This window comes from [Clostridium] symbiosum, from assembly GCA_036419695.1.
Lineage (GTDB): Bacteria > Bacillota > Clostridia > Lachnospirales > Lachnospiraceae > Otoolea > Otoolea symbiosa_A.
This window is the reverse complement of the sequence record CP143946.1, coordinates 566,959-590,910: the sequence shown is the minus strand read 5'-3', so window position 1 is coordinate 590,910 and position 23,952 is coordinate 566,959. Positions and strand designations below refer to the sequence as shown.

Sequence of the window (23,952 nt, the reverse complement as noted above, 5' to 3'; positions counted from 1 at the left end):
CCACATCGTCACCGGCAGAATCCATCAGATGAGACGCATCGGAATCTGCATGGCGGAGCTGACCTGGTTCTGAATAATATTCGAAAAATACATTTTTGTCCCGTAAAATCCAATCCAGCCGACTAGGCCTGCGGAAAAAATCCGGGCAAGAATCCGGGCGGCCGTCCGGAAAGGCCCCTTAAACAGGGAAACAAATAGTTCGACTTTCGCCAGATGCCCCGTGTTGGATGCCACATAAGTCCCCAGAAACGTTACGTACACAAGCAGAAAAGTGGCCATCTCATCACTCCATGCCAGAGGACGGTTCAAAAAATACCGCATCACCACGGAGACAAAGATCAGGCAGACCTGGAGTGTCAGGATTACACAAAGAAAATATTTGACTGCCCAAATCAGACGGTCATTAAAACGGTCCAGCATATAAATTACTTTTTTTGCCATACTATCTCCTTTTCAGTTGCTATTCGCAGCCCCGCCAGGGAACGCGGTTCTGCGGACAACAACACGCTTCGCGGACAGGCGGGAGAAGCGCCGCCCTGTCCTGCCGGCCTTCCCCTGCTTAATTCTGAGGGATTCCCAGGTCTTCACGCACTTTCAGGACATAGTCATAAATTGCCTTGCTGTCCTCATTTTCACAGTACTTGTCGATGACCGGCTGGCATGCCGCCACGGCCGCTTTGTGATCAATGACGGAGACCTGAAGTCCCTTTTCCTCAAATGTCTCGTACGCATTTTTCTGTGCCGTTTCGAAGGTATCATAGCAGGCCTGACGTCCCTTTTCGACCGCCTCCGTTATCCAGCCCTTTTCCTCCTCGGACAGGCCGTCCCAGGTCATTCCGCTGCACACAAACAGAGGGGAGGCCGTCGCATGGCCGGATTTTACCACGTATTTTGCCGTTTCGTACGTTCCCGAAGTAATCGTGGAGCAGGCCGTATCTTCAAATCCGTCCACCACCCCCGTCTGCATGGCATTGTAAACCTCGCTGTAACCCAGCGGCGTTGCCACAAAACCCATCGCAGTATACATGTCCAGATGCATCTGCGCCGTCATGGAACGCAGCTTGATACTCGGCGCGTCAGCCAGGCTCTTCAGCTCCTTTTTCAGGAAGAAATCGCGGGAGGCGTTATACAGGAAACCGACCGGTTTAACGGAAGTCTCCGCATACACCTTGTCGAGATAACCTTTCGCAAAATCCGAGCTGACTACGGTGTTCTGCAGTTCCGTGTTCACTACGCCGGTATCGTCCACCCACATATAGGGCAGGTCAAATGCCTCCAGCACATGTGTGAAGTTGGATAAGGAGGCCGCATTGAATACCGCACAGTCGATCGTCCCCATCTGCATGCTCTCGAACACCGAGACCTCATCCCCAAGCTGGCCGCCCGCATAAACATCCAGCTGCAGTTTTCCTCCGGAAACTTCATCCAGATACGCGTTCATGGCAATCAAAGCCTGAGTGTAACCATGGGTTTCATCCCAGGATGTCGGCATACTGGTTTTTAAAAGCTTTACATCCTGATTTGGCTTTTCACTCCCGCCGCTTTCCGCCTGGCTCTCCGTCTTTGTTTCCGCAGCCGTCTCACTCTCCGCCGTCTTCCCTTTCCCGCAGCCCGCCAGTGAAGTAACAGCCAGCACCCCCGCAACCGTTAATGCTACAAATTTTTTCATCTTTCTTCCTCCTTTTTATTTGAAACAGGCATCTTCTCGGCTCCATATCATAGATCCCCTTCAATGGAGAATGCCGCCTCCTTCATGTGATATGACGTATGATGTCTTATGTTAAAAAAAATTACACTGGAATCGTGGAGTTTCGTTAATTCCAGTGTAACATGACGTCATACCTCTGTCAATATTAAAATTCGCCCTTTTCCGTCTTTTTTCAGCATCGCTGACCTGTCTTTTCTCTCATCGTTTTCATATGCTCTCTGCCTATCTCCCGGGCCCTGGACGCGTCGCCTGCCTGAAGGGCATGAAATAAATCGATATGAAGATTCTGGGTGGCGGTAAGTTCAAAGGAACGGCGATAAATATTCGTTGTATAATTCAGGGCAATTGCCTTTTTAATCGTGGGCAGCATCCTCTCGATCACAATATTCCCGGTCATACGGTATACGAGCGAGTGAAATTCTATCTCACTGTCCGCCAGACGGTCGATCATGCGCGGATTGTTTTCATCCATTTTAAGCTCATAAATTACCTCATTCATCTTTCTGAGGATCACTTCCATCTCACTGAGCTGTCTTTTAGTCGCCCGTTCGGCGGCCAGATAATACACCTCCGGCTCAATCACGCTTCTCATCTCACAGAGATCCGGGATCAGCTTCTCCTCCGGAATGAACTCAAACCCATAGGGATCGTCCGCCAGCCCGGGAATGGCAGCCACATAGGTTCCTTTTCCGCGCTCGATATAAAGAATATTCTTGGATATCAAAATCTTCACCGCTTCCCTGATCGTAGTGCGGCTCACGTTTAAAGAATCCATTAACTCATTCTCATTAGGAAGCTTGGACCCCAATGCAAATTCGCCCGTCATAATCTTTGCTTTTATCTTATCCGCAATATTCTGAGAAAGTGTAAAACCTCTTTCCATAATCTGTACCATCCTTTATTTCCCTGCAGGAGCGCCGGCCGTTTCAGCCGTGTCCCGTTCTATCTATTATATATGCTTTTTCCTGTATTTGGCAATCACTTTTCCTGTAACTGACCTCCTTCCGTGGCAGGTTAGGTATAAAAGGGGATTTAATTTAGGAATGAGAACGCCGCCGGGACGGTCGGGGGGGGATGGTGAGGGGAGGTTGTGAGTCTTCAGTCCCGGTTTGCAGGTTGTCGCGGGTGGGAATCCGGGCAGAAAAAGTTCCTCCGGGAAACGCTTGCGCTCTTTGGAGTACATAACGGACACTAACCTCGTGAAAAACCTCGGTAAGTGCCGATGAACTCCCAGGTTCCCTGCGGAATCTTTTTCTCCCGGATTCCCCGGGAAGGTTATGGACCGGGACTGAAGACGCGAAGGTTTTCGCCATCCCGAACCCCGGCCTGCGGCCGCTGAATTGTTCTTATTCCTTCAAAGGGGGGAGGTATTGTCGCTGCCACTACGTTTCCTCGAATTCCAGGAGAATGCCCCCTGTATGGTATTCAATTGATGAATCAGAGCTGTAGCGCATGACCTATCCTTAAATAACTATTGAATTTTTTGATTCATCATTAAGTTTCGCTTTGGATTTTTCTTTGAATCCAGCCCAAAATACCTTCATAAGGAAAAGATTCACGACTACCTAGTGGCCGCGACAATACCTTCCCCCACTTGACGAAAGAGACAATCAGCCCCTGAAGCCGGCGGACGGGGCAATCACCTTCGCTGAGTCTTCAGTCCCGTCGACAACCTGCCCGGGGGAAGGAAGGAGAAAACTTTCCGAAGGGTGACCTTGGAGCCCGCCGGTGCTTAGCGAGGTCCTTTCGAGCTTAGCATCCGCTGTGCGCTTCACAAGCGGGAGCGAGTCCCCGTAGGAATTTTTTCTCCTGGATTCCCCTCACCACAACCTCCAAACCGGGACTGAAGACTCATTCATCCACCACACTCCCCCGTCCGCCGTCTTACAGAGGCGTCCTCGCATCTCAATTAAATCCTCACATACAAAATACGGCTCCGGCCTCTCCCTTCATCGCTTGACATGCCCCCCCCTTCGTTGCTAAAATGACTTTATCTTAAAAGTCTATCCAAACTCATAACAAAAATCCGCATCAGGAGTCCAATTATGTTAGAATACGATTTAATCACCGCCTCCGAGGAGGAGGATCTCATCTGCGCCGCAGAATATACGGGGGAAGAAGTACGGTCCGGTACGTTCAAAGTTGATTTCCGGCAGACCTCCTTTACCTCCTGCCGCTTTTCGGACTGCGATTTCAGCGGCAGTTCCTTTTTACATACGTCTTTTACAAACTGTGATTTTTCCAACTGCTGCTTCAACAGCTGCTATTTCAATACCTGCATCATGAGCGACTGCAAGGGGGACGGCTGTGACTTCAGCCGCAGTTCCTTTCTCTCCGTGCGTCTGGACAAAGGCTCCTACTGCTACGGGAATTTTTCCAATACGCTCTGGAAAGACTCTGCGCTCTCCTTCGCAAAGCTCAACATGGCCTTCTTCTCGGACAGCAAGCTGAAAAAGACAACCTTTGAGCAGGTCAACCTCACCCGCGCCGAATTTTTCCACACACCGCTAAAAGGCGTCGATCTCTCCGGCTCCCTCATCGAAGGAATCACGGTATCGGAAACCTTCAGTGAACTGCGCGGTCTTAAGATCGACGCCTCCCAGGCGCTTGATATCGCTTTACTGGTGGGAATTAAAATCTAGCCGTTTCACCGGTCAACCGGATCTTTTTACCTCACGGCATATCGGCGGTCTGCTCCCTTAAAAGGCTGCAGGCCAGAATTCCTCCGTAATCTCCCGCCTCCACTTTAATTGTGTAGACACCGCAGCCGAGTACGGTCTTCAATTCTCCTTTTTTTCCAGGCCCCTGCCCGCTTTCTTCCCCGGCCGGGCCATCCGGACAGGCAATGTCCAGCTCTGCCGCCACCCGGCCGTTTTTTGTGATGCTGACATTGGCGGTTCCGCTCTTTTTAATATACTCAACCAGCACGGTTCCCTCCCCTCCCAGAGGTATGGTAAAATTTTTCTCTATGACCGCGCTTGCATTTCCGTCTTCCAGCCGGACCAGCACTTTCCCCTCTCTGCCGGCAAGTCCCAGCCTCTCAGCAAGTCCCGTTCTTACCGCAAAGCCGGATATCCGGTTACCCCCGCAGGACAGGACGGCTGCCGCCAATAAAAACAGGATAATGCCGGACATAAATCGTTTTTTCTTCATATATTTCTCCTAAACTGTGTCCCTTCACCGCTCCTGCCGGTATTTCCAGCAGTTTTACGGCGTCTTCCAACGCTCCGCCTCCGATGCGTCCCGGTCTGCTTCAGCTAACAATCTTCATATAAACTCTGGACGTCCACACATATACCACGCAGTACGCCGCGGCAAACACCCCGAAGGTACCGGCCGTACACCGGATAAACAGTCCCACATCGGTCAGGTTCATGAGCGCCAGCAGCCTTGCTATCATCGGAAACGCAAACGCAATATGGAGGGCCGCTGCCGCCAGCGGCAGAAAGAACATTAACAGGAGCTGCGAGCGGATGGAACGGCGTATCTCCGCTTTTGACAGTCCCACCTTCTGCATGATTTCGAACCGGGCGCGGTCGTCGTACCCTTCCGTGACCTGCTTGTAATAGATAATCAGGACGGTCGCCATGATAAAGATTGCCCCCAGGAAAATCCCCAGAAATAAAAGGCCCGCGTGGAGTGAAAAATAAAATCTCCACTCTTCCGCCGCCGACTCTCCCCGCACTCCCGCAGACAGCCCCTGCAATTTTTCCATCATTTTTTTGTAGACACGGACCTGGGTTTCCTCATCGGCGTTAAGATCGAATGCGCACTGATAGCGTATCCCGCGCTCCGCACTCCCAAACATCTCCATATCCATTCCGAGCAGCAGTCTCATTTCCCCGATATCCGGCACAATGATATAGTAGGCGCCGTAACGTCCAAAGGACTCATCCTGCTCCCATACTTTCAATTCTCCGGCCGGTACCGTACGGTATGTTTTACCGTATATTGAAAAGGTGTCTTTTTCATAGGGCTGCTCACCCTCAAAGACCACAATTTCTCCCGGATTCAGTTTAAGACTGCTCCCCATATTTCTGTTATAGTCGTCTTCCGTAATGACACATACGGTTTTAACTTTCCTTATCTCCGAACTCCGGCCTGCGTCGATTGCCCGCAGCACGCCCTTTTCCTCCTCGGCAGCAGTAAATACAAAATTCTTAAACCGGAACGCATTTTCCTCCGTCAGTCCCTCCTCCTGAAGGATACCGCCGGTGATCTGGTCTATCTTTTCCATCTTATCATCATCGATATCACCGGCCGTCAGAATGATGTCCCTGACAAAACGGTTTTTTAATACCCCCTGAAGTCCGCTGTACAAAGACACGGTGGATGAGAGCATGACGATTACCGATGTCGACAGGATACAGATGCCGGCAAGTCCGGCCGCATTCTGTTTCATTCTGTATATCAAACCCGATACGGAAATAAAATGATCCGTCCTGTAATAAAAATTCTTATTCTTTTTCAGCGCTTTCAGCAGTGCGATGCTGCCCGCGATAAACAGACAGTATGTGCCGATAATGACACAGAGCACGGCGGCAAAGAAACCCAGGATCAGAAAAATGGGATTTTTCGTGGCAATGGCAATGTAGTATGCGATTCCCAGAAATATCACTCCGATTACTGCGGTTACCCACCTTGTTTTCGGCTCCCTCTCTCCTTCCTGACCACCGTGCAGCAGCTCAACAGGACTTGCCACATGCACCCTCGCCATATTGACGGCCAGAATTACGAGAAACAGACAGCCATAAAGTACTGCCGCAGTGACAGCAGCCCTGCCGGAAAAATGAAAGCCCCACTGTACATCGGCCGCCACCATCCTGAGCAGAAGCAGATAAACACCCTTTGACAGCAGGAAACCGCCTCCGATTCCACCCGCCAGACTTACAAAAGCGATCAATACCGTCTCGTAAAACATGATTCTGCCAATGTGCTTTTTCTCCATCCCCAGGATGTTAAAAAGCCCGATTTCCCTTTTTCTCCTTCTGATCAGGAAACTGTTTGTATAGAAGAGGAAACCTCCCGTAAAGAATCCGATGATAATGCAGCCGAGCAGCAAAATCCCCCGCATATTGCTGCCGCCGTATATTCTGTCCAGTTCCGTATTGAGTGATAGTGTCAAAAGGATCTGAAACACCATGACCGAACCTGCGCAGGTCAGAATATAGGGCACATAGGTCCTGGCATTTTTTCTGATATTCTGCATTGCCAGCTTCATATAAAATAACCCGCTCATTTTCTCTCACCGCCTGTCGAAATTACCGTCAGCGTATCCGCTATATTCTGGTACAGCTCCTCATTTGTTTTTCTTCCCCTGTATAGCTGGTGGAATACCTCTCCGTCCTTAATAAACAGGACACGCCCCGCATGGCTGGCCGCCTTCACACTGTGTGTAACCATCAAAATGGTCTGCCCTTCGTCGTTCACCCTGTTAAATATCCTCAAAAGACCATCGGCCGCCCTGGAATCCAGGGCGCCGGTCGGCTCATCAGCCAGGAGGAGCCGGGGTCTTGTAATCATTGCCCGGGCGGCGGCTGTTCTCTGCTTCTGACCTCCCGAAATTTCATAGGGGAATTTATCCAGTATCTCACCGATCCCGAGCTTTGCAGCCAGCGGTTCCAGCCTGAGTTCCATCTCCTTATGAGGTGTTCCCGCAAGCACCAGAGGCAGAAAAATATTATCCCTTACCGAAAATGTGTCAAGCAGGTTAAAATCCTGAAACACGAAACCCAGATTATCCCTTCTGAACGCGGCCATATCCCTTTCCCGGATACCTGCCATATCCCTGCCCTCCAGAAGCACCTTCCCCTCCGTGGGTCTGTCGAGGGATGCCAGAATATTCAGCAAAGTCGTTTTCCCCGAGCCCGACTCACCCATTATGGCAACATACTCCCCCTGTTCCACCGTAAAATTCACGTCCGAGAGCGCCTGCACCCTGTTCCCGCCGAACCTTGTTGTATATACCTTCTTTAAATGCTGTACTTCCAAAACTGTCATTCGATTGTTCCTCCTTATTCCGGAATACCAACATTATACAAAAAGAGTCCGGCGTCCTGCCATAGATTGGGCTTACATTTTGCTCCGGTTCCTTACAATCATGTAAGGTTCCTCCGTTACTCTGCCTCAATCCGGGCCGTATCGAGATTAATCCGGATCCTGGTTCCCTTTCCCGGCTCCGATTCCACCGAAATCGTATGCGACAGCCTGCTTAAAATCCGGCGGCATAAATAAAGGCCGATTCCCGTTGATTTTTTGTCACTGTGTCCGTTGTATCCGGTAAACCCTTTTTCAAATATTCTTGGCTGATCCTCCGGTGCAATTCCGATTCCTGTGTCGCTGATGACCAGGGTTTTTCCCTCCTCTTCTTCCATATAAATGGAAATGCCGCCCCGCTTTGTATACTTTATGGAATTGGATAAAATCTGCTCTATCACAAAAACAAGCCATTTTTCGTCCGTCAGTACCTGGCAGTTCAGAGGTTCATAGGACAATGACAACCGTCTTCTTACAAACATGCCCGCGTACTTGCGTACAGCCTGGCGGACAATGTCGTCCAGGCTGTACGTGTTGAGGACCAAATCGCTCCCGCCGTCCAGCCTCAGATACTGGAGCACCATATTGACGTATTCTTCTATCTTAAACAACTGCTCCGCCAGTTCTCCGTCTTCACAGGCCGTCTCCTCCCCCGTCTGGAGCAGGAGACGCATGGCTGAGATTGGTGTTTTTATCTGATGGACCCACATCGTATAGTAGTCCGTCATATCACCCTTCGCCGCCTCAAACTCACCGTTCATCCGCTTCATCTTTTCGCACAGCATGAAGACCAGCTTCTGATACCCGTTTTCCCTGACGGAATGCGCCGCAGGAAGCTCATCCAGGTAAAAGCTGTCCGGATCCGTATACAGTTCATTCAGTATCTTCTCCATCAACCTGTACTCTTTTGCAAACCTGCCGTAATTCATGATTACAATGATGAGCCCCAAAACGCTGCAGAGAACAAAGCCATACAGCACGGCCTCCGCCGGAAGATGGTAAAGGTAAAATACGGCAGCAAATATCCCGCAAAACAGCAAAAAGAGGCCAAACGGCCTCTTAAACTGTGAAAGATAATTGCGGATAAGTTCCGCGTTCGTGAGCTTTTTCTCCATATTTCTGTTCCTCCCTGCACCTATCCCGGTGCTGCCCTCCTTCAGCCGATCAGATACCCGCTGCCCTTCTTAGTCGTAATAAATTCAGACAGCCCCGCCTGCTCCAGCTTCTTTCTCAGCCTGGTCACATTGACGGTCAGGGTATTATCGTCCACATAACTGTCCGACTCCCACAGCCGGGTCATCAGCGCGTCCCTGCTCACAATCTTTCCCCTGTGTTCCAGCAGGACCTGCAGGATTCTGTGTTCATTTTTTGTAAATTCAATCTTTTCCCCATTGTATGTGAGCGTTCCGTCATCACAGTTAAAGACCGCGCCTCTGTGTTCAATGAGGCGGCTCTGCCCGGCAAATTCATAGGTCCTGCGGAGCAGGGCCTGCACCTTTGCCGTCAGCACCGTGAGGTCAAACGGTTTTGCGATAAAATCATCGCCTCCCATGTTCACCGCCATCACAATATTTAAGTTGTCCGAAGCGGAAGAAATGAAAATGACCGGCACCCTTGAGACCGCCCTGATCTGGCTGCACCAGTGAAAACCGTTGAAAAACGGCAGTGAAATATCCAGAAGAACTAACTGCGGATTAAACGCAGTAAATTCCCCCAGCACATTTTCAAAATTTTCCACATTCCTGGCATCCCATCCCCAGGTCCCCAGGTGTTTCCGGAGGGCCGCCGCAATGACCGGATCATCCTCCACTATCAGAATCCTGTACATTTACTTTCCTTTCCAGGCCGTAGCTCAGGCAAGTCTGCCCCTGCCCTGCCTCTTTCGCGGGAATAAGGTTTCCGCCATCACCGTGAGCACCAGTCCCCAGCAGCCGATGGCCCGTATCGAATATGAAAAATCAGAGTTGAAGAAATTTTCCAGCCCCTGTGTATTCCATAAAAGCATCGTAAAGATGAAGGCAAAAAACACCTGATACAGGACGTCGGTAAATCCAGAACCTCTTCTGTCCACGTTCCCTCCGCTCTTCAAAAACAGCACCAGCGGAAGCGTCATATAAATTATCGTATAAGCTCCGCTCCACACCGGGAAGAATATCATGATACCCGACAGGAGCGCCATCTTTTTCCACAGTTCTTTCTGCAGCAGCACACAGCCGCAGGACAGTAGAAAGAAAAGGACTGAAACCACTTTCCCGGCCGCCAGGAGAACCAGCATTGAGATACCGAATTTCTGCCCCACCCATACCGTCGCATAGGTGGCGCTCCTCAGATCACCCAGCACAATCTCGCTGCTGATCGCTTTAAAATTAGAAAGGAGCACCGGAATTTTCCCAAACCCTCCGAAAAACACAAAGGGGAAGAATACGAGGAAAAGACCGTAAAACGTAAGTCTCGCAGCCTCCTTCCATCTCCCTTCCTGAAGGTACAGGAGCCCGAAGACGGCCGGATAAAGTTTCAGCCCTGCGGCCACAGCCAGAAGAATCAGCGCCGCCTCCCTCTTCCATGTCTCCTCGGAGTCCTTCAGCGCGGTGAAAGCAAACAGCAGGACCAGCACGATAAACGCCGAATTTCCCCGCTCATAAAGACCGATAAACGGTGCTGATAACAGTATAACCACCATCAGAAAGCACTGCTCTCCCCGGCGCTTCTCTCTCAGAAAATGCTGAACCAGAAAGATGAGAAGCACTACCAGGATCGCCGTATAGGCCACATACAGATTCAGTCCGAACAGGTTGTCCCTCACCGCCCGGTTCCCCGGCCCTTCAATGGCGCTGGCCGGAATAAATTTCCCCAGGAAATAGTAAAGGACGTAGGCAAGGGGAGGAAAACTGGCATAAATACTGGTGTCATACACATGAACCCGATCCCTCACATACCAGATATGGTTGAAAAAATCCATAAAATAATCATGCCCATAGTAAAAGAAAGAACGAAATACCTCCCCGTCCGTCTTCAAAATCAGTAGAAACGAAATTGCAAATCCCAGCAGGCTTAGGCCGTAAAAAAGCTTCTTTCCCTCTGTCATCTTAAAATACCTCACTTCATGCTGTATCAAATTCTCTGCCGTCTGCCATTATTTTTTGCTGTCTGCATCCGGCGTCTTTCCTATCAGGTATTATACAGACTGATCCGTTTTGTTGCAACCTTCTCCGTAAATGCCCTGTCGTGCTCGACAAAAATCATGGTCAGGCCGTATGACATTACAAGTTCCTCGATCTGCATCCTGGAAAACACGTCGATAAAGTTAAGAGGTTCATCCCAGATATAGAGATGAGCCTGCTCACAGAGACTCTTTGCAAGCAGGACCTTCTTTTTCTGCCCCTCGCTGTAATACTGCATCTCCTTTTCAAAATGTGTCCTGGAAAAGTCCAGTTTCCGAAGAATTGCCCGGAATAATGTGTCATCCAGTCCATATTTTTCCGTAAAAGCTCCGATACTGCCCGTCAGCCAGGACGTATCCTGGGCTACATAGGATATAATCAGCCCGGAAGCCGTCTCTATCCGTCCGGACAGCACATCGGGGGCATCGCTGCTTCCCAGTATGGCTTTAATCACCGTCGACTTTCCCGACCCGTTCCGGCCGTCCAGGGCAGTCCTGTCCCCCACCCTGATTTCCATGGACAGATGCTCACAGACCGTTTTCGCTCCCTGCGGATAACCAAGTGAGACGTCCTCCATTGTCACAAGAACCTGTTTGTGATGGCGCAGCGGAATAATTTTTAACCGTTCCGCCGTCTCCACGTCCTTTAAAAGCTTCTCCTTTTCCGAAGCCGCATTTTCCATCCTGTGTTCCGCATTTTTGGAGCGTTTCATCATCTTTGCCGCCTTATGGCCAATATAGCCCCGATCTGGCCTCAGTCCGGCAATCCTTGTTCCCTTTTTTGTCTTTTCCACGTCATCCGACCACCGTTCCGCCTGCTTTGCCGCCTCTTTAAGCCGTCCAATCTCTTTCTTCAGCTTTAAGTTCTCCTGGGCCTCGGACTCATCCCTCCGTCTCTTATTCTCCCACCAGCTGCTGAAATTTCCCTGTACCACCTCAATTGTATTCCGGTTCAGGGAAAGGATATGATCGATGCATCCGTCCATAAACACCCTGTCGTGGGATACCAGGATAAAACCCGTTTTTTTATTCAGATAGCGGCTTACCGCCTGCCTGGCGTCCATATCCAGGTGATTGGTCGGTTCGTCAATCAGCAGAAAGCTGTGTTCTTTTAAAAAGAGCACGGCCAGCATCACCCTGGTCTGTTCACCATTGCTCAGGGTGTCAAAAGGACGGTATAGGACTTCCGGATCCATCTCCATCAGATTCAGTTCCCTCATGAGCCTCCACAACTCACAGTCCGGATAAATCTCCTCCACAAGCTCCATCGTGAGCCTGGCCTTATCTTTCACCGGATACGGAAAGTACTCAAATTCCACCGGAGCCAGAATTGTACCCCGGTACTCATATTTCCCCATCAGAAGATTCAGGAACGTCGTCTTACCTCTCCCGTTCCGCCCCGTAAAGCCCAGTTTCCAGTCCGTGTCAACTGCGAAGGAAACGTCGTTAAATATCTCCTCGTAGCTCCCTTCATAATAAAATGTTAAATGGTTCACCTGTATTTGTGCCATTCTTTCATCCCTCCATTTCGAAAACCTGCATATAAAAATGCATTGAAAAAGGATGCAAGAATATTCCTGCATCCTGTATTCCGATTCCGAAACCCGGCTGACGTTCTGCCGGTATCTGCCCGCCGGCAAATGCCGCGGCAGCGGACAGCACAGACTTCCACCCGGAAGCACTCCGAAGGAAACCGTACTTCTATCAAATTCTAAGATGAGAGGATTCATACGCGACAGTCCGTCTAAGAACTGTAACTTCATATTCTTGCATCGCACGAAAACAGACAGATACATATGCCCCGGTATCTGAACGCCCTTCATGCCGTCTGTTAAATTCATTATCTGCAAGAATACATCTTCATCCTTCCATCTCCCGTCTTTCGAATATTAGCGGCAGCGATTCAGCGCCTCCATGGTTACCGCTTTGCGGAACGCTGTCCTTTACAGCTGCTGCAATTGCTACTATAACAGCAGAACGGGCTTATGTCAACCACCAAAGGTTTATGTTAAACTTTTAACTTTTTCTTAACACCAATTTCTTCTTTTCCGTCGTATAATATACTTTATCAATTTGACGGAATAAAAGGACACAGTTATAAAAAAGCATAGTACATATCCTGAGGCAGGCCGGCGTACCCTCACGCCGGCCTGTTTTTTACTGATTTCTGCTTACTTTTTCCCCGTTTACTCTTTTCCCCGTTCACCATAAATGGCATTTGTCCAGGCAGTCCTTCCATATTTATCGCTGACCTGGATTCGGATATAATCCTCATCGCCACGCAGCGCGTACTCTCCTCTTTGCAGCGTTTCCCCACATTTTCTGCAAACAAGGGAACGCCCGTCGTTTATATGGTTTCCCACGATAAAATCGATTCTGTATACCGGTGAGCATTCAATCCAGGCCGCCCCGTTTTCGATTCCCCAGCCGTAAATCTCCGGACCGGCAGAAGAATAGTAATTGCCTTTTATCATATTTTGCAAAATATCTTCATGAGTCAGTTTTTCCGCCCTCACCATAATAAAACCGCCGCAGGCATCGTCAAAGATACCTTCATTATGGTTATCGTCGGCCGCGGCCGCGCCGATGTTCTTCCCGCCGCGCAGCATCCTGTCCCAGCTGATGCAGTCATATCCCGTATTGCTCTCATTTACGGTGTTGTAATTGAAGATCTCCAGGGCCCAAAGCCCCTCCGTATGGATGAATTCTTCCGGCTCCACCCGCGACCATACGGGATGGTTATAGACCGTGATGCAGCCTCTGCTTCTGAGGTAATCACAAAGTCTCTGCGCCTCCCCGGCTCCGTCCCAGGTTCCATAGAATTTTTCCGGCTCCACAAATTCCTGCTCTTCAAACACCTTTGCCCCGGCCGCTCTCTGCATCTCCTCCGTTCCCAGGATCCCATGGATATGATGCACCTTCAGGCGCCGGCCCGGCCGCTCCTTCTCACACAGAATAACGGATGCCTCCAGCCCCGGAAGGATGATAAAATCTTCACAGTCGAACTCATCCCTGCGGTCCGTATACAAATCATGCTCGGAAAAGCAGAGAAAACTGTATCCGTTTTCCTTATAAAGCTCCACCGCCTCCTCCGGCGTCAGCCTGCCGTCGGAGCTTGTGGTGTGGCTGTGCAGATTTCCCTTATACCAGTTTCCCGATTTGTCAAATCCCATCTGATCTTTTATCATTTTTACTCCTCTCCTTCGGCTTATGGAAGTGATATACAGTTTCTCTCCGCCACGGACAGATAAACCCTCTCCCCATTATTAAACAGCACCCGGCTCCTGAACAGCACATCCGCGTGGATTTTCACCCCGTTCACATTAATCTGATACCGGAGTACATTGCCCCTGGGCATATTATCCTCGACAATTCCTTCAAAATGGTATTCTTCGTCATTTACAAGCGGTGCGGATGAGATGGAAAATGTCTCCGGCCTTATGGCGGCTTCCCCTGTCCTCTTTTTCCCCGTCATCGCATAAAATTGTTCCGGCGTCACCTGATTGTAATTGCCGATAAAGCTGGCGGCAAAACTGCTGACCGGCCTGGTGTAGACAGAAACCGGATCGCCGGACTGCTCAATCCGGCCCTCGTGGAAGAGGTTAATCACATCCGACATAACCATGGCCTCATCCTGATCGTGGGTGACAAAGATTGCCGTGAGCCCCAGCTTCTTTGTAATCTGCTTAATGCTCACCTGCAGGGACTTGCGCAGTTTGGCGTCGATTGCGCTGAGCGGTTCGTCGAGAAGCAGCACCTTCGGTTCCATTACAATGCTCCTGGCCAGGGCCACCCTCTGCTGCTGCCCTCCCGACAAGCTGGAAGGATACTGCTTTTCCTTCCCGTTCAGTTCCACCATCCTGACGGCGGCTGCCACTTTCTCCCGGATTACCTCCGGAGCCATCTTTTTCAGCTTCAGTCCGAACGCGATATTTTCCTCTGCCGTCATGTTGGGAAAGAGGCTGTACTGCTGAAATACCATTCCGATATTGCGTTCCTTCGGCTCCTTATCCGTGATGTCCTCACCATCCAGGAAAATCCGCCCTCCGTTTACCTCTTCAAGCCCGGCAAGACAGCGCAGGAGCGTACTCTTGCCGCAGCCGGACGGCCCCAGCAGGGTGACGAACTGCCCTTTTTCTATATTCAGGTCAATCCCCTTCAGGACCTGGTTGTCCCCATAGTATTTTTCTATCTTTCTGAATTCTATATATGACATTTCTTATCCTCTCTTTTCCCTCCCAGAAATACAAGGCCGGATATCAGCAGCGTGACACAGAAAAGCACAATGATAACCGCACATGTCCTCTGGCTGGATTTTTTCATCACGTCGTACAGATACATCTGCGCCGTTGGAAAATAATTTCCCGCCATCGTATTAATGACGACAAAATCCCCGAACACAATCGCCATTGCAAGCATCGCGGACACCATGACGCCTCCCATAATGTTTGGGACGACAATGTGAAAAAAGGCATAAAACGGTCCCGCACCCAGCATCTGCGCCGCCTCGATCAGCCGAGGGGCATTCATCCCGTTCAGATTATTGCGGATTCCCTGATACACGTAAGGCAGCACCACGATACAGTAAGTGGACGTCAGCATGAAAAAGCGGTTACTGAAAGGTTCCGGAGCGTCGGCATATAATGACAGCACACTGATTGGAAGAATGACTCCCTGGATTGCATAGGGCATCGTGCACAGTATTTTCATGTATTTATCAAGCCGCGGGCAGTAAACCACCACAACATACATCGCCAGAAGAACGGCCAGCGTGCAGAGGACAATCGGCAGGACCGAAATCAGAATGGTTCTTCCAAGCGACATCCAGAAAGCCCTGTCCGAAAAGATTTCCGTGTACGCCCTCAGGGTAAATCCCTCCGGCATAATCTCCATCCACTCGCTGAACATGGAGTACAGGAATGTAAAAAAGAGGGGAATCAGAAGATAAATTCCTATTGCGGCCAGGACGGCGCCCGAACCTGTTTTTTTCTTTTTCATCGGCTCTCCCCTCCCTGTTTTCGTGTAAGTGACTGTGTTATAAAAATTGACATTGTCATCATCATCATTAATACAACGGCCAGAGCACTGCCAAACTGTGGCCTCTGCACCACGTCCCCGGTAAACTGTTCCGAAATCCGGATCGGAAGGATGGAAAAGTTATTCATGAGCAGGGCGTAAGCCGTCGCATAGGCCGAAATGGCATTGGCAAACAGGGTGGAAAATGTTCCCAGGATGCTCGGCATTAAAACAGGAATTCCCACCTTTCTCCAGAATACGGCGCTGTTTCCTCCCATCAGGCTGACCGCCTCTTTCCACTCATTTCTGATTGAATCAAAGGCGGGAATCAGAAGCAGCGTCGCCAGCGGAATCTGAAAGTACACATAGGTCAGCATCAGCCCCCAGACCGTGTACAGAGGAAATTCAACAGCCCCGCCAATCCCCAGGCTGCGGCCCAGGATTGTGATTACTCCGGCGTTGCCGAGCAGGATGATAAAGGAAAAGGCCAGCGGGACTCCGGAAAAATTGGAGACCATGTTGAGCAGGCTCATAAAAATCCGCTTCGGGCGGCCTCCCCTTTCACATGCGGCCCGGCCTCCGGCAAAGGCGACGGACAGGCCGATTACAGCGGAAACCACGGAAATGAGCAGGCTGTTTTTGATTGCCGTCAGATACAGCGGTTTGCTGAATATATTCATATAATTTTGTATTGTAAAGCCGGTTTCTCCGCTCTCAGGCATAAAACTTTTCACAATAATAGTGAATACCGGCAGGATTTCAAACATTCCTGCCAGTATCAAGAACGGGATCAGAGCGGCGAAATAAGTTCTTTTCTTCACGCTTTCACTCTCCCCGTATTATTTTGCGTAAGCCACTACTTCTTCCTGCCACATGGCTCCGATTTCTTTCGTCGTCTTATCCCAGGCTGCCTGATCCTTCACCATGCGGCTGTTCTCATACTGCTCGTCAGGCAGCATTTTTTCCTTCACTTCCTGCGGAAGCTCCACGTCCCTGACCGGTCTTGCATACCCCTTTGCCAGATTGATCTGTCCTTCGTCACTCAGTATGTATTCACGGGCCATTGCGGCTGCGTGAGGTCTCTGGGAATAGGCGTTTAAAATCGTGCAGTATCCGCTCTGGATGGAGCCCTCCGACGGGACGTTGATTTCAAAATCGGCACTCGGATTGTTCTCCACAAACTGGTCACGGTAGCCGAGGGCATTATAGTCCCAGAGGAAAGCGACTCCCACTTCACCCTTTTCAATGCGCGCCATGGAGAATTCACCCAGGTCGAGCCTGCCCTGCTCGGCAATCTGCTTAAAGAAGTCAAGTCCGGGTTTAATATTGCTCTCATCCCCGCCCATTGCAATGGCCGCCGCCAGAACTGCGAACTGCGCCTGGTTTGCCGCCGATACGTCGCCTACCGCTATCTTGTAGTCGCCTTCCAGCAGGTCGGCAAAGGACTTCGGCGCCTCCTTGACCAGCTTTTTATTGGTCATCATCGTCATTGTGCCGTAATAGCCGATAATCCAGTCTCCGTCATCGTCCTTGGCCCAGTCCGGAATGGAATCCCAATAGCTTGTCTTATATTTTAAGGTGACTCCCTTTTCCTCGGCAATCGGCCCGAATGCCTGGCCCACATCCCCGATATCCTTTGTCGCCTTTTTTTTCTCCGCCTCAAAAAGGGAAATCTCCTCCGCGGACGACATGTCGGTGTCCGTATGCTCCAATCCGTATTCGGTCTTGATTCCTTCCCACGTCTCAATCCAGTTTGCCCATGTGTCCGGCATTCCAACTGAATCAACTCTTCCCTCTTTCTTCGCCTCCGTCAGGATTGCATCTACGCTCATACTGTTTAAATCTACTGCCTCCGATGCAGTCTGGCTGGAACATCCCGCTAAAGCTCCCACCGTCACGGCTGCCGCCAGCAGTATCGATAATCCTCTCTTTTTCATGTCATATCCTCTCTTTATTTATTATTCTGAATCACGTTCCGGTACTCCGCCGTCCGCGTTTTGCCCGGTGCAGTATTAAGTATACGGGAGTAATGTAAAGTCTGTTATCAGGGTTTTGTAAAGAGTTGGGAAAAGTTGGGTGGAAGAAAAGCTATGGCCAAAATTTGCACCATAGCTTTCGTAGAATTTGTTTTTCTTTTTTATAAATTACAGCATTTCTTTTTTTGTACCCATTACAGTTCCACTTCACGGAATCCGCCTCCCGGCGCCAGCACCGTCGTATGGGTAAAACCGCATTCCGCCGCCAGCCTGGCCGCCTGTTCGAACCGATATCCTATCGTATCGGCACGGTGGCTGTCCGAGTTGATCATAATCCGTCCGCCCATGTTCTTCAGTTCTTTCAATAGAATCCGGTTCGGGTATGGCTGAGTCTTATATCCTCTCGACATGACACCCGTGTTAATTTCAAAGGGCAGCCCCTCCGCATTCAGTTTTTTCATCGCCGCCAGGGCCGGTTCCAGGTATTCATCCCTTGTCTCGTCAAAGTCCCTGTAACCTTCATTAAACTTCGTCATCAAATCAAAGTGTCCCACCCAGTCACAGTGGGTCCTGTCATAGACCGTCGCCTCCAGCTCATAATAATCGCGGGCCAGGGCATACCAGTCTCCGTTCCACAGGCGGTTCACCGCAGCCGTCAGCCTCTCCCGGCCGGCATCTATCTCAATATATTCCCCGTTTTTAAAAACACAGTGGGTGGAACCAATGGCGTACTCCGCCTCCTGTACGGGTCCCAGGCAGTCCAGCTCTATTCCAACATAGAGATTCATTCTCCCCGCATATTCCTCGCGCAGTCTGTAAAGCTCTTCCCTGTATTGTTTCAGAACCTGATCCGGCATTCCAAAGTCTTTCAGGCAGAAAGAAAAATCGGCATGGCCGGAGACTCCGAAATCGGTCATCCCCATCTTATAGGCCGCCTCCACCATCTCCGCGGCGGTACTTTTTCCATCGCAATATGTTGTATGTGTATGAAAATCAGCTCTCAGCATAAATGAATCCTTTCCGGTTTGTTTCCTGATGCATTTATACTCTAGCCGATTATTTCTACGGAATCAAGCACTTTTCCAAAGTTTTACCGGAGCTTTACCTCCCCTTTGCCGGAAATCAACCGCAGGAGGGAGCGAAGCGGTTCCGTCATATACTTTTCTTTGTGCCGGATAACGAGAAGATCGTTCTTAAGCTGCAGGCCGTCCATCCGGATCGATATAAGACTCCCCTCCTCAAGCTCCTTCCCGACCAGTATATCCGGCAGCACCGTAAGGCCAAGTCCTGCCTTTGCCGCTTCGATCAGCGCGGTGGAATTGACGCTGGTCCATGCGGGATAAGCCGTGTAACCGGCCAGATACAGTGCGCTGTCCAGCGTGTCACGGATAGCGCTGCCCTTCTCGCGAAGCAGCAGACGCTCGGCACAAAAACGTTCCAGAGACAGACACGCGGCCTCAGCCGGATAACCGGCCAGATACCCCGGGCAGCACAGGATATGCATCTTATATGAATCAAAGGCTTCACAGATAAATGGCCCCTGGGGAGCCGCCCCTTCTATCAGCGCAAAATCGGCCTCGCCGTTTCGCAGCACTTCAACTGCCGTCGCCGCCGGGACCACTTCCACAGTGACCGGAAGGCCGGGCCACAGCTCCCCAAATTGTTTCAGTATGGCAGGCAGATAAAACGCCGCTATCGTAATGCTGGAAACAATGTGGACCGGAGCCTGCTTTTCCAGGCAGTTGATCCTGGAATCCAGCACTTCACACGACGCCAGAATCGGCGTCACCTCCTCCAGAAGCAGCCTGCCGCTTTCCGTTATGCTGATGCTCTTCGACAGCCTGTCAAACAATGCCGTACCTGCCCTCTCCTCCAGTTCCCTGATGGCGTGGGAAACTGCGGACTGCGTAATATACAGGCTCTCCGCCGCTTTCGTGAAGCTGCCTGTCTCCGCCACCGCCTTAAATATTCTGAAATGCCTGAGTGTCATCGCCAAACCTCCCGGTAATTTGTGCATAAATCAAAGTTGCAAAAAGCAATTTCATATGAGCTAAAATCGTACGAACCAAAGTCACATAATTGAAAATAGCATGAAAAAAAGTAATCGATATAACAAAATTATATCATTTTACAGATGGGTATGCAAACGGTATAATTAAGAAATGAGAACGCCGGGCGTCCCCGCATCTCAACAAAACTTATCATGATATCCCCAGGAGGAAAAACAAATGCGTCAAAACAGTGTTTCCATAGAAGAGGCATCCGTGAGGAAAGCCCCTTTAAAGAAGGAATCCCCAAAAACAGACCCCGGCCTGTACCTATGGCTGTTTTCAATCAACCTTTTTATCAGTGCGTTCACATTTGGCGGCGGATATGTCGTCGTTCCCATGATACGTAAGTACTTTGTCGAGCAGAAAAAGCTGTTCACCGAGGAGGAACTGATGAACATGGCGGCCGTCGCCCAGTCCGTACCCGGCGCAATCGCAATCAATCTGTCCGCTCTGGCCGGATACAGAAGCGCTGGCATAATCGGCGTATTTCTGTCCTGTCTCGCGGCAGTGCTTCCTCCCGTTGCAATTCTGTCCGCTGTCTCCGCATGGTACACGATCTTTTCAACCAATGTGATGATTGCGGCTGTCCTGAAAGGAATGCAGGCGGGCGCGGCGGCTCTCATCGTAGATTTAGTAATCGACATGACAGATATGATCGTAAAGGAACGTTCCATTTTCCTCACAGCGATGGTCCCCGCGTCCTTCATTGCGGGTTTTATTTTCCATATCAATGTGGCCGTGATTCTGGCCGTATGCTGCTTTTTATGTATTCTGCGCCTTCTCATCGGGGAACAGAGACGGGTCAGGGAAAATGAATCAGGCGGGGAAACCGCTTAGAATGAAAATAACAACAGCCTCAGGAGGTAGACAGACGTGAATCTTTTATGGAAACTTTTCACCGCATTTTTTCAGATAGGGCTTTTCAGCATCGGCGGCGGTTATGCCGTCATCCCCAATATCCAGGAGCAGGTTGTGGGAAAATACGGCTGGATCTCCCAGAAGATATTTACCGACATTATTACCATTTCCCAGATGACCCCCGGGCCTCTGGCCGTAAATACTTCCACCTTTGTCGGAATCCGGATCGCCGGGATCCCCGGCGCAGCCCTGGCTACCCTCGGCTGTGTCATATCGGGCATCAGCCTGTCCGTGGGCCTGCACTGTCTGTTCAACCGGTATAAAAAATCACAGTATGTGACAGAAATCCTGAAAGGCCTTAAGTCCGCGTCATTGGGACTCGTCGTCTCGGCCGCAGCCTCCATCATGCTGCTTACCTTCACAGGCTCGTCCGTCTTTACAGCTCATCCCGACATCGACCTGGGCGCCGTCCTGGTGTTTCTCGGTTCCATGCTGATTCTGCGGAGAAAAAAGGTGGGGCCGGTCTTTCTGATGTCACTGACGGGCCTGGCAGGTTTATTTTTATACCGGTAATTTCCGGTTCAATCAGTTTAGACGTGGAATACATCCCCAGTGAACAATAACCACTGTTTTCTTAATTAATTGCTTCAAAGAAAATTCAGTTGTATTTTCTCCCGTTGTGAAATACAATAGAAAAGCATGTGTAAAGGAGAAAACAGCTTATGGATTTTATCGAAATTGTAAAAGCCGTCATTCTGGGAATTATTCAGGGAATTACCGAATGGCTGCCAATCAGCAGTACCGGGCATCTGATTCTATTTGACAACATCTGGCCGATGGCTTCAAGCCCTGAGTTTTTTGAAGTGTTTAAGGTTGTGATTCAATTCGGTTCCATTCTGGCCGTACTTGTCTTATTCTTTGACAAACTGAATCCCTTTTCTCCGAAAAAAGGTTACAGGGATAAAAAAGAGACCTTTGACTTATGGAAGAAAGTAATTGCCGGGTGCATCCCCATCGTGATTGTCGGCCTGCCCCTGGATATGATACTGGAAGATTATCTGTCGGGCGTCTATGTGATTGCCGCCACACTGATTCTCTACGGTATTGCTTTCATTGTGATAGAGAGCAGAAATGTTTCACCCTCAATGACTTCACTACAGGATCTGACCTACAGGACGGCATTTTTCATCGGCTGCTTTCAGGTTCTGGCCGCAGTCCCGGGTACTTCGCGCAGTGGAGCGACGATTCTGGGCGCCGTCCTGCTTGGCTGCTCCCGCTATGTGGCAAGCGAATTTTCCTTCTTTCTGGCCGTTCCGGTTATGGCCGGAGCCAGCGGGCTGAAACTGCTTAAATACTTCCTTAAAGTCGGAATGTTCTCAGGTGCGGAATGGATCCTTCTGATTATTGGGACTATGGTATCCTTCATCGTTTCCATTTTTGCCATCCGGCTTCTCCTGGGTTATATCCGCAACCATGATTTCAAGGTATTCGGCGTATACAGGATTTTGCTTGGTATCGTCGTAATCGTATATTTTTCTTTCCTTGCATAACGGCCAGGGAAAAGCAGGGAAAAGACCGGGATTCCGGGTTTCCACCGCCAGTAAGCGTATGGAGCCCCGGAATCCCGGTCTTTTAATGATTTATCTTATTTATTCCGCATATAAGCTCTCTAAGAACTGCTCTGAAAACGCCACAGCAGCTTCAAACCTCTGATAAAACTGTCCGTAAAAATCATGTTCCGCTTCATAAGGCAGCATATAAAACTGCTTCAGGATATACATACTGATTTTCTTGATATCCCCTTCCTCCGGCTTATCCTTTACCGCATTCTGCAGCTTCTTCAGAAAATAATGCCAGTCCGAAACAAACTGCTCGTACTGTCTGATATCCGGCGTATCAATCCATTTGCGGACCTTTACCTTGGTCCTGTTCTCCTTCCGGCACTCATTTGTCTGGAGAAAATACCGGAAACCGCCGTCCTCATAGAAACGCCCGAGCGGGAAAAGCCGGCAGATTCCCGGCCTGTATGCATGAATGCTGCACCTGCCGTTTCCGTCCAGAAAGGCACACCGCTCATCCTGCCCTTTCATTCCGAGATTAGGGAGTATCAGCCCGTCTGCCAGGTTCAGCTCCACTCCGGACGCCAGCAGTTCCTCAAAGCTCATGCCCAGATGAACCGTCAGACGGTAAATATCAAGCGGATCGAGGACAATCGAGGTTCCCATCCCTCTGCAGCAGGCAGAACAGCCCTTACAGTCCTGGCAGTCTGCTTTCACCATATCATTCGGCCCGTACAGCTTGCCATCCGATATCTCTTCCATATTCACATTGCGTTCCATTATCTTATGTCAACCTTTCCAATCTCTCATTTCTTTCAGGCCCGGCACCAGGACCCTGGCGCTTGTTTCCAGGATAATCCGGCCCTTTTCGGCCGTAGCCCCGGCAGGATCCCCGCCGATTCCAATGGGTTTTCCGTCTTTTGTCTTCCAGTCCTCGGAAACCCATCCAATGGAAACATTGCCGTATGGTTTCAGAGCTTTATTATGTTCAAACGCCGTGGGGATACCCGCCTCGGAGAGTTCCAGCTTCACCAGGCTCTCATCCACGGCCATCACCATCGATGTCTCCATCTCGCCGCCATGGAAATCCCATATATTACCCTCGGAGATTGTCGCCGTCACATCCGGATGGCTGAATGCGCCCGAGGAGAGGATAAACGGGGAAATCGAAAACTCACTTCTCAGTTCTCTGCTGAGCACCTGGACAATCGGTGCATTTCCTCCATGACAAATCAGAAACGCCAGCTTTTTAAAACCGTGATGCACCAGGCTGACACTGATGTCGTAAAGCATATGGTAATAAGTATCCGGCTTCACCGTGATGGAGCCGCAGAAATTTTTATGTTCCGTGCTGAGTCCGACGGGAATGACGGGAAAAACCAGCATGGGGAAGTCTTCCTCCCCCTCCTTCGCCAGCGCTTTTTTTATCTCCTCCGTCATCGCTTCCGCGATAATATCATCCGTGCCCAGCGGAGCCTGGTTTCCATGCTGTTCCAGCGCTCCCAGGGGAATCAGGACAATTGTCTCCTCCTTATCCACCCGTTCCATTTCCCATCTTGTTAAATCCCGGTAATTGCGTATCATTTTC

23 protein-coding genes are annotated in these 23,952 nt (G+C 50.2%); 4 read left to right on the top strand and 19 right to left on the bottom strand.

Going from position 1 to position 23,952, the window contains the following annotated elements:
- Positions 1 to 24: 24 nt before the first annotated feature.
- The 3 genes from V3C10_02760 to V3C10_02750 all read right to left on the bottom strand — a co-directional run bounded on the left by V3C10_02760 (position 25) and on the right by V3C10_02750 (position 2,591).
- Positions 25 to 441: a TRAP transporter small permease gene (locus tag V3C10_02760; GenBank protein ID WVP62759.1), complete on the bottom strand. Its 417-nt coding sequence runs from the start codon at positions 439 to 441 to the stop codon at positions 25 to 27.
- 118 nt (positions 442 to 559) lie between these two features.
- Positions 560 to 1,669: a TRAP transporter substrate-binding protein gene (locus V3C10_02755; GenBank protein WVP62758.1), complete on the bottom strand. Its 1,110-nt coding sequence runs from the start codon at positions 1,667 to 1,669 to the stop codon at positions 560 to 562.
- A 211-nt stretch (positions 1,670 to 1,880) separates the two neighbouring features.
- Positions 1,881 to 2,591 (bottom strand): FadR/GntR family transcriptional regulator, encoded by a 711-nt coding sequence (locus V3C10_02750; GenBank protein ID WVP62757.1) that lies wholly within the window; start codon positions 2,589 to 2,591, stop codon positions 1,881 to 1,883.
- Between the two features lie 1,162 nt (positions 2,592 to 3,753).
- On the opposite strand from V3C10_02750, the gene V3C10_02745 reads away from it, so the two are divergent.
- Complete coding sequence (locus V3C10_02745) at positions 3,754 to 4,350, top strand: pentapeptide repeat-containing protein (GenBank protein ID WVP62756.1); 597 nt, start codon at positions 3,754 to 3,756, stop codon at positions 4,348 to 4,350.
- A 31-nt stretch (positions 4,351 to 4,381) separates the two neighbouring features.
- Here V3C10_02745 and V3C10_02740 read toward each other — a convergent pair whose 3' ends face one another.
- The 14 genes from V3C10_02740 to V3C10_02675 form a co-directional block, all read right to left on the bottom strand.
- Positions 4,382 to 4,861, bottom strand: coding sequence for a hypothetical protein (locus V3C10_02740; GenBank protein ID WVP62755.1), 480 nt, complete (start codon positions 4,859 to 4,861; stop codon positions 4,382 to 4,384).
- Positions 4,862 to 4,961: 100 nt separating this feature from the next.
- A complete protein-coding gene (locus V3C10_02735; GenBank protein ID WVP62754.1) occupies positions 4,962 to 6,947 on the bottom strand; it encodes an ABC transporter permease in 1,986 nt (661 codons plus the stop codon).
- Positions 6,944 to 7,708, bottom strand: a complete 765-nt coding sequence (locus V3C10_02730; GenBank protein WVP62753.1) for an ABC transporter ATP-binding protein — start codon at positions 7,706 to 7,708, stop codon at positions 6,944 to 6,946. The genes V3C10_02735 and V3C10_02730 overlap by 4 nt, the downstream gene beginning before the upstream one ends.
- A gap of 116 nt (positions 7,709 to 7,824) precedes the next feature.
- Entirely contained in the window at positions 7,825 to 8,859 is a 1,035-nt protein-coding gene (locus tag V3C10_02725) for a sensor histidine kinase (GenBank protein WVP62752.1), read from the bottom strand.
- 41 nt (positions 8,860 to 8,900) lie between these two features.
- The gene (locus V3C10_02720; protein ID WVP62751.1) at positions 8,901 to 9,572 is read right to left on the bottom strand and encodes a response regulator transcription factor; all 672 of its coding nucleotides are present in this window, start codon (positions 9,570 to 9,572) and stop codon (positions 8,901 to 8,903) included.
- 24 nt (positions 9,573 to 9,596) lie between these two features.
- On the bottom strand, positions 9,597 to 10,829 hold the full coding sequence (locus V3C10_02715; protein WVP62750.1) for a glycosyltransferase 87 family protein: 1,233 nt from the start codon (positions 10,827 to 10,829) through the stop codon (positions 9,597 to 9,599).
- A gap of 83 nt (positions 10,830 to 10,912) precedes the next feature.
- The gene (gene abc-f, locus V3C10_02710) at positions 10,913 to 12,415 is read right to left on the bottom strand and encodes an ABC-F type ribosomal protection protein (protein WVP62749.1); all 1,503 of its coding nucleotides are present in this window, start codon (positions 12,413 to 12,415) and stop codon (positions 10,913 to 10,915) included.
- 675 nt (positions 12,416 to 13,090) lie between these two features.
- The gene (locus tag V3C10_02705; protein WVP62748.1) at positions 13,091 to 14,092 is read right to left on the bottom strand and encodes a PHP domain-containing protein; all 1,002 of its coding nucleotides are present in this window, start codon (positions 14,090 to 14,092) and stop codon (positions 13,091 to 13,093) included.
- 20 nt (positions 14,093 to 14,112) lie between these two features.
- Complete coding sequence (locus V3C10_02700) at positions 14,113 to 15,120, bottom strand: ABC transporter ATP-binding protein (protein WVP62747.1); 1,008 nt, start codon at positions 15,118 to 15,120, stop codon at positions 14,113 to 14,115.
- Positions 15,108 to 15,902, bottom strand: coding sequence for an ABC transporter permease subunit (locus V3C10_02695; GenBank protein WVP62746.1), 795 nt, complete (start codon positions 15,900 to 15,902; stop codon positions 15,108 to 15,110). Before V3C10_02695 ends, V3C10_02700 begins: the two co-directional genes overlap by 13 nt.
- Positions 15,899 to 16,741: an ABC transporter permease gene (locus V3C10_02690; GenBank protein ID WVP62745.1), complete on the bottom strand. Its 843-nt coding sequence runs from the start codon at positions 16,739 to 16,741 to the stop codon at positions 15,899 to 15,901. The genes V3C10_02695 and V3C10_02690 overlap by 4 nt, the downstream gene beginning before the upstream one ends.
- A gap of 18 nt (positions 16,742 to 16,759) precedes the next feature.
- A complete protein-coding gene (locus V3C10_02685; protein ID WVP62744.1) occupies positions 16,760 to 17,857 on the bottom strand; it encodes an ABC transporter substrate-binding protein in 1,098 nt (365 codons plus the stop codon).
- Between the two features lie 233 nt (positions 17,858 to 18,090).
- Positions 18,091 to 18,903 carry a histidinol-phosphatase HisJ family protein gene (locus tag V3C10_02680; protein ID WVP62743.1) on the bottom strand — a complete coding sequence of 271 codons (813 nt, stop codon included), beginning with the start codon at positions 18,901 to 18,903 and terminating at the stop codon, positions 18,091 to 18,093.
- 83 nt (positions 18,904 to 18,986) lie between these two features.
- Entirely contained in the window at positions 18,987 to 19,886 is a 900-nt protein-coding gene (locus V3C10_02675) for a LysR family transcriptional regulator (protein WVP62742.1), read from the bottom strand.
- Positions 19,887 to 20,124: 238 nt separating this feature from the next.
- Between V3C10_02675 and V3C10_02670 the strand changes: the two genes are divergently transcribed.
- From V3C10_02670 to V3C10_02660, 3 genes are all read left to right on the top strand, one after another.
- Positions 20,125 to 20,784 carry a chromate transporter gene (locus V3C10_02670; GenBank protein ID WVP62741.1) on the top strand — a complete coding sequence of 220 codons (660 nt, stop codon included), beginning with the start codon at positions 20,125 to 20,127 and terminating at the stop codon, positions 20,782 to 20,784.
- Between the two features lie 36 nt (positions 20,785 to 20,820).
- The gene (locus V3C10_02665; protein ID WVP62740.1) at positions 20,821 to 21,378 is read left to right on the top strand and encodes a chromate transporter; all 558 of its coding nucleotides are present in this window, start codon (positions 20,821 to 20,823) and stop codon (positions 21,376 to 21,378) included.
- A 149-nt stretch (positions 21,379 to 21,527) separates the two neighbouring features.
- On the top strand, positions 21,528 to 22,355 hold the full coding sequence (locus V3C10_02660) for an undecaprenyl-diphosphate phosphatase (GenBank protein ID WVP62739.1): 828 nt from the start codon (positions 21,528 to 21,530) through the stop codon (positions 22,353 to 22,355).
- A gap of 99 nt (positions 22,356 to 22,454) precedes the next feature.
- Here V3C10_02660 and V3C10_02655 read toward each other — a convergent pair whose 3' ends face one another.
- Together V3C10_02655 and V3C10_02650 are read right to left on the bottom strand one after the other, a co-directional pair.
- Positions 22,455 to 23,144 carry a YkgJ family cysteine cluster protein gene (locus V3C10_02655; GenBank protein WVP62738.1) on the bottom strand — a complete coding sequence of 230 codons (690 nt, stop codon included), beginning with the start codon at positions 23,142 to 23,144 and terminating at the stop codon, positions 22,455 to 22,457.
- Between the two features lie 9 nt (positions 23,145 to 23,153).
- A complete protein-coding gene (locus tag V3C10_02650) occupies positions 23,154 to 23,948 on the bottom strand; it encodes a creatininase family protein (GenBank protein WVP62737.1) in 795 nt (264 codons plus the stop codon).
- Between the last annotated feature and the right edge of the window lie 4 nt (positions 23,949 to 23,952).

Excerpts from the sequence above, each read along its gene's own strand:
- V3C10_02760 (WVP62759.1), bottom strand. The coding sequence starts at position 441 with ATGGCAAAAAAAGTAATTTATATGCTGGACCGTTTTAATGACCGTCTG.
- V3C10_02755 (WVP62758.1), bottom strand. The coding sequence starts at position 1,669 with ATGAAAAAATTTGTAGCATTAACGGTTGCGGGGGTGCTGGCTGTTACT.
- V3C10_02750 (WVP62757.1), bottom strand. The coding sequence starts at position 2,591 with ATGGAAAGAGGTTTTACACTTTCTCAGAATATTGCGGATAAGATAAAA.
- V3C10_02745 (WVP62756.1), top strand. The coding sequence starts at position 3,754 with ATGTTAGAATACGATTTAATCACCGCCTCCGAGGAGGAGGATCTCATC.
- V3C10_02740 (WVP62755.1), bottom strand. The coding sequence starts at position 4,861 with ATGAAGAAAAAACGATTTATGTCCGGCATTATCCTGTTTTTATTGGCG.
- V3C10_02735 (WVP62754.1), bottom strand. The coding sequence starts at position 6,947 with ATGAGCGGGTTATTTTATATGAAGCTGGCAATGCAGAATATCAGAAAA.
- V3C10_02730 (WVP62753.1), bottom strand. The coding sequence starts at position 7,708 with ATGACAGTTTTGGAAGTACAGCATTTAAAGAAGGTATATACAACAAGG.
- V3C10_02725 (WVP62752.1), bottom strand. The coding sequence starts at position 8,859 with ATGGAGAAAAAGCTCACGAACGCGGAACTTATCCGCAATTATCTTTCA.
- V3C10_02720 (WVP62751.1), bottom strand. The coding sequence starts at position 9,572 with ATGTACAGGATTCTGATAGTGGAGGATGATCCGGTCATTGCGGCGGCC.
- V3C10_02715 (WVP62750.1), bottom strand. The coding sequence starts at position 10,829 with ATGACAGAGGGAAAGAAGCTTTTTTACGGCCTAAGCCTGCTGGGATTT.
- abc-f (WVP62749.1), bottom strand. The coding sequence starts at position 12,415 with ATGGCACAAATACAGGTGAACCATTTAACATTTTATTATGAAGGGAGC.
- V3C10_02705 (WVP62748.1), bottom strand. The coding sequence starts at position 14,092 with ATGATAAAAGATCAGATGGGATTTGACAAATCGGGAAACTGGTATAAG.
- V3C10_02700 (WVP62747.1), bottom strand. The coding sequence starts at position 15,120 with ATGTCATATATAGAATTCAGAAAGATAGAAAAATACTATGGGGACAAC.
- V3C10_02695 (WVP62746.1), bottom strand. The coding sequence starts at position 15,902 with ATGAAAAAGAAAAAAACAGGTTCGGGCGCCGTCCTGGCCGCAATAGGA.
- V3C10_02685 (WVP62744.1), bottom strand. The coding sequence starts at position 17,857 with ATGAAAAAGAGAGGATTATCGATACTGCTGGCGGCAGCCGTGACGGTG.
- V3C10_02680 (WVP62743.1), bottom strand. The coding sequence starts at position 18,903 with ATGCTGAGAGCTGATTTTCATACACATACAACATATTGCGATGGAAAA.
- V3C10_02675 (WVP62742.1), bottom strand. The coding sequence starts at position 19,886 with ATGACACTCAGGCATTTCAGAATATTTAAGGCGGTGGCGGAGACAGGC.
- V3C10_02670 (WVP62741.1), top strand. The coding sequence starts at position 20,125 with ATGCGTCAAAACAGTGTTTCCATAGAAGAGGCATCCGTGAGGAAAGCC.
- V3C10_02660 (WVP62739.1), top strand. The coding sequence starts at position 21,528 with ATGGATTTTATCGAAATTGTAAAAGCCGTCATTCTGGGAATTATTCAG.
- V3C10_02655 (WVP62738.1), bottom strand. The coding sequence starts at position 23,144 with ATGGAACGCAATGTGAATATGGAAGAGATATCGGATGGCAAGCTGTAC.
- V3C10_02650 (WVP62737.1), bottom strand. The coding sequence starts at position 23,948 with ATGATACGCAATTACCGGGATTTAACAAGATGGGAAATGGAACGGGTG.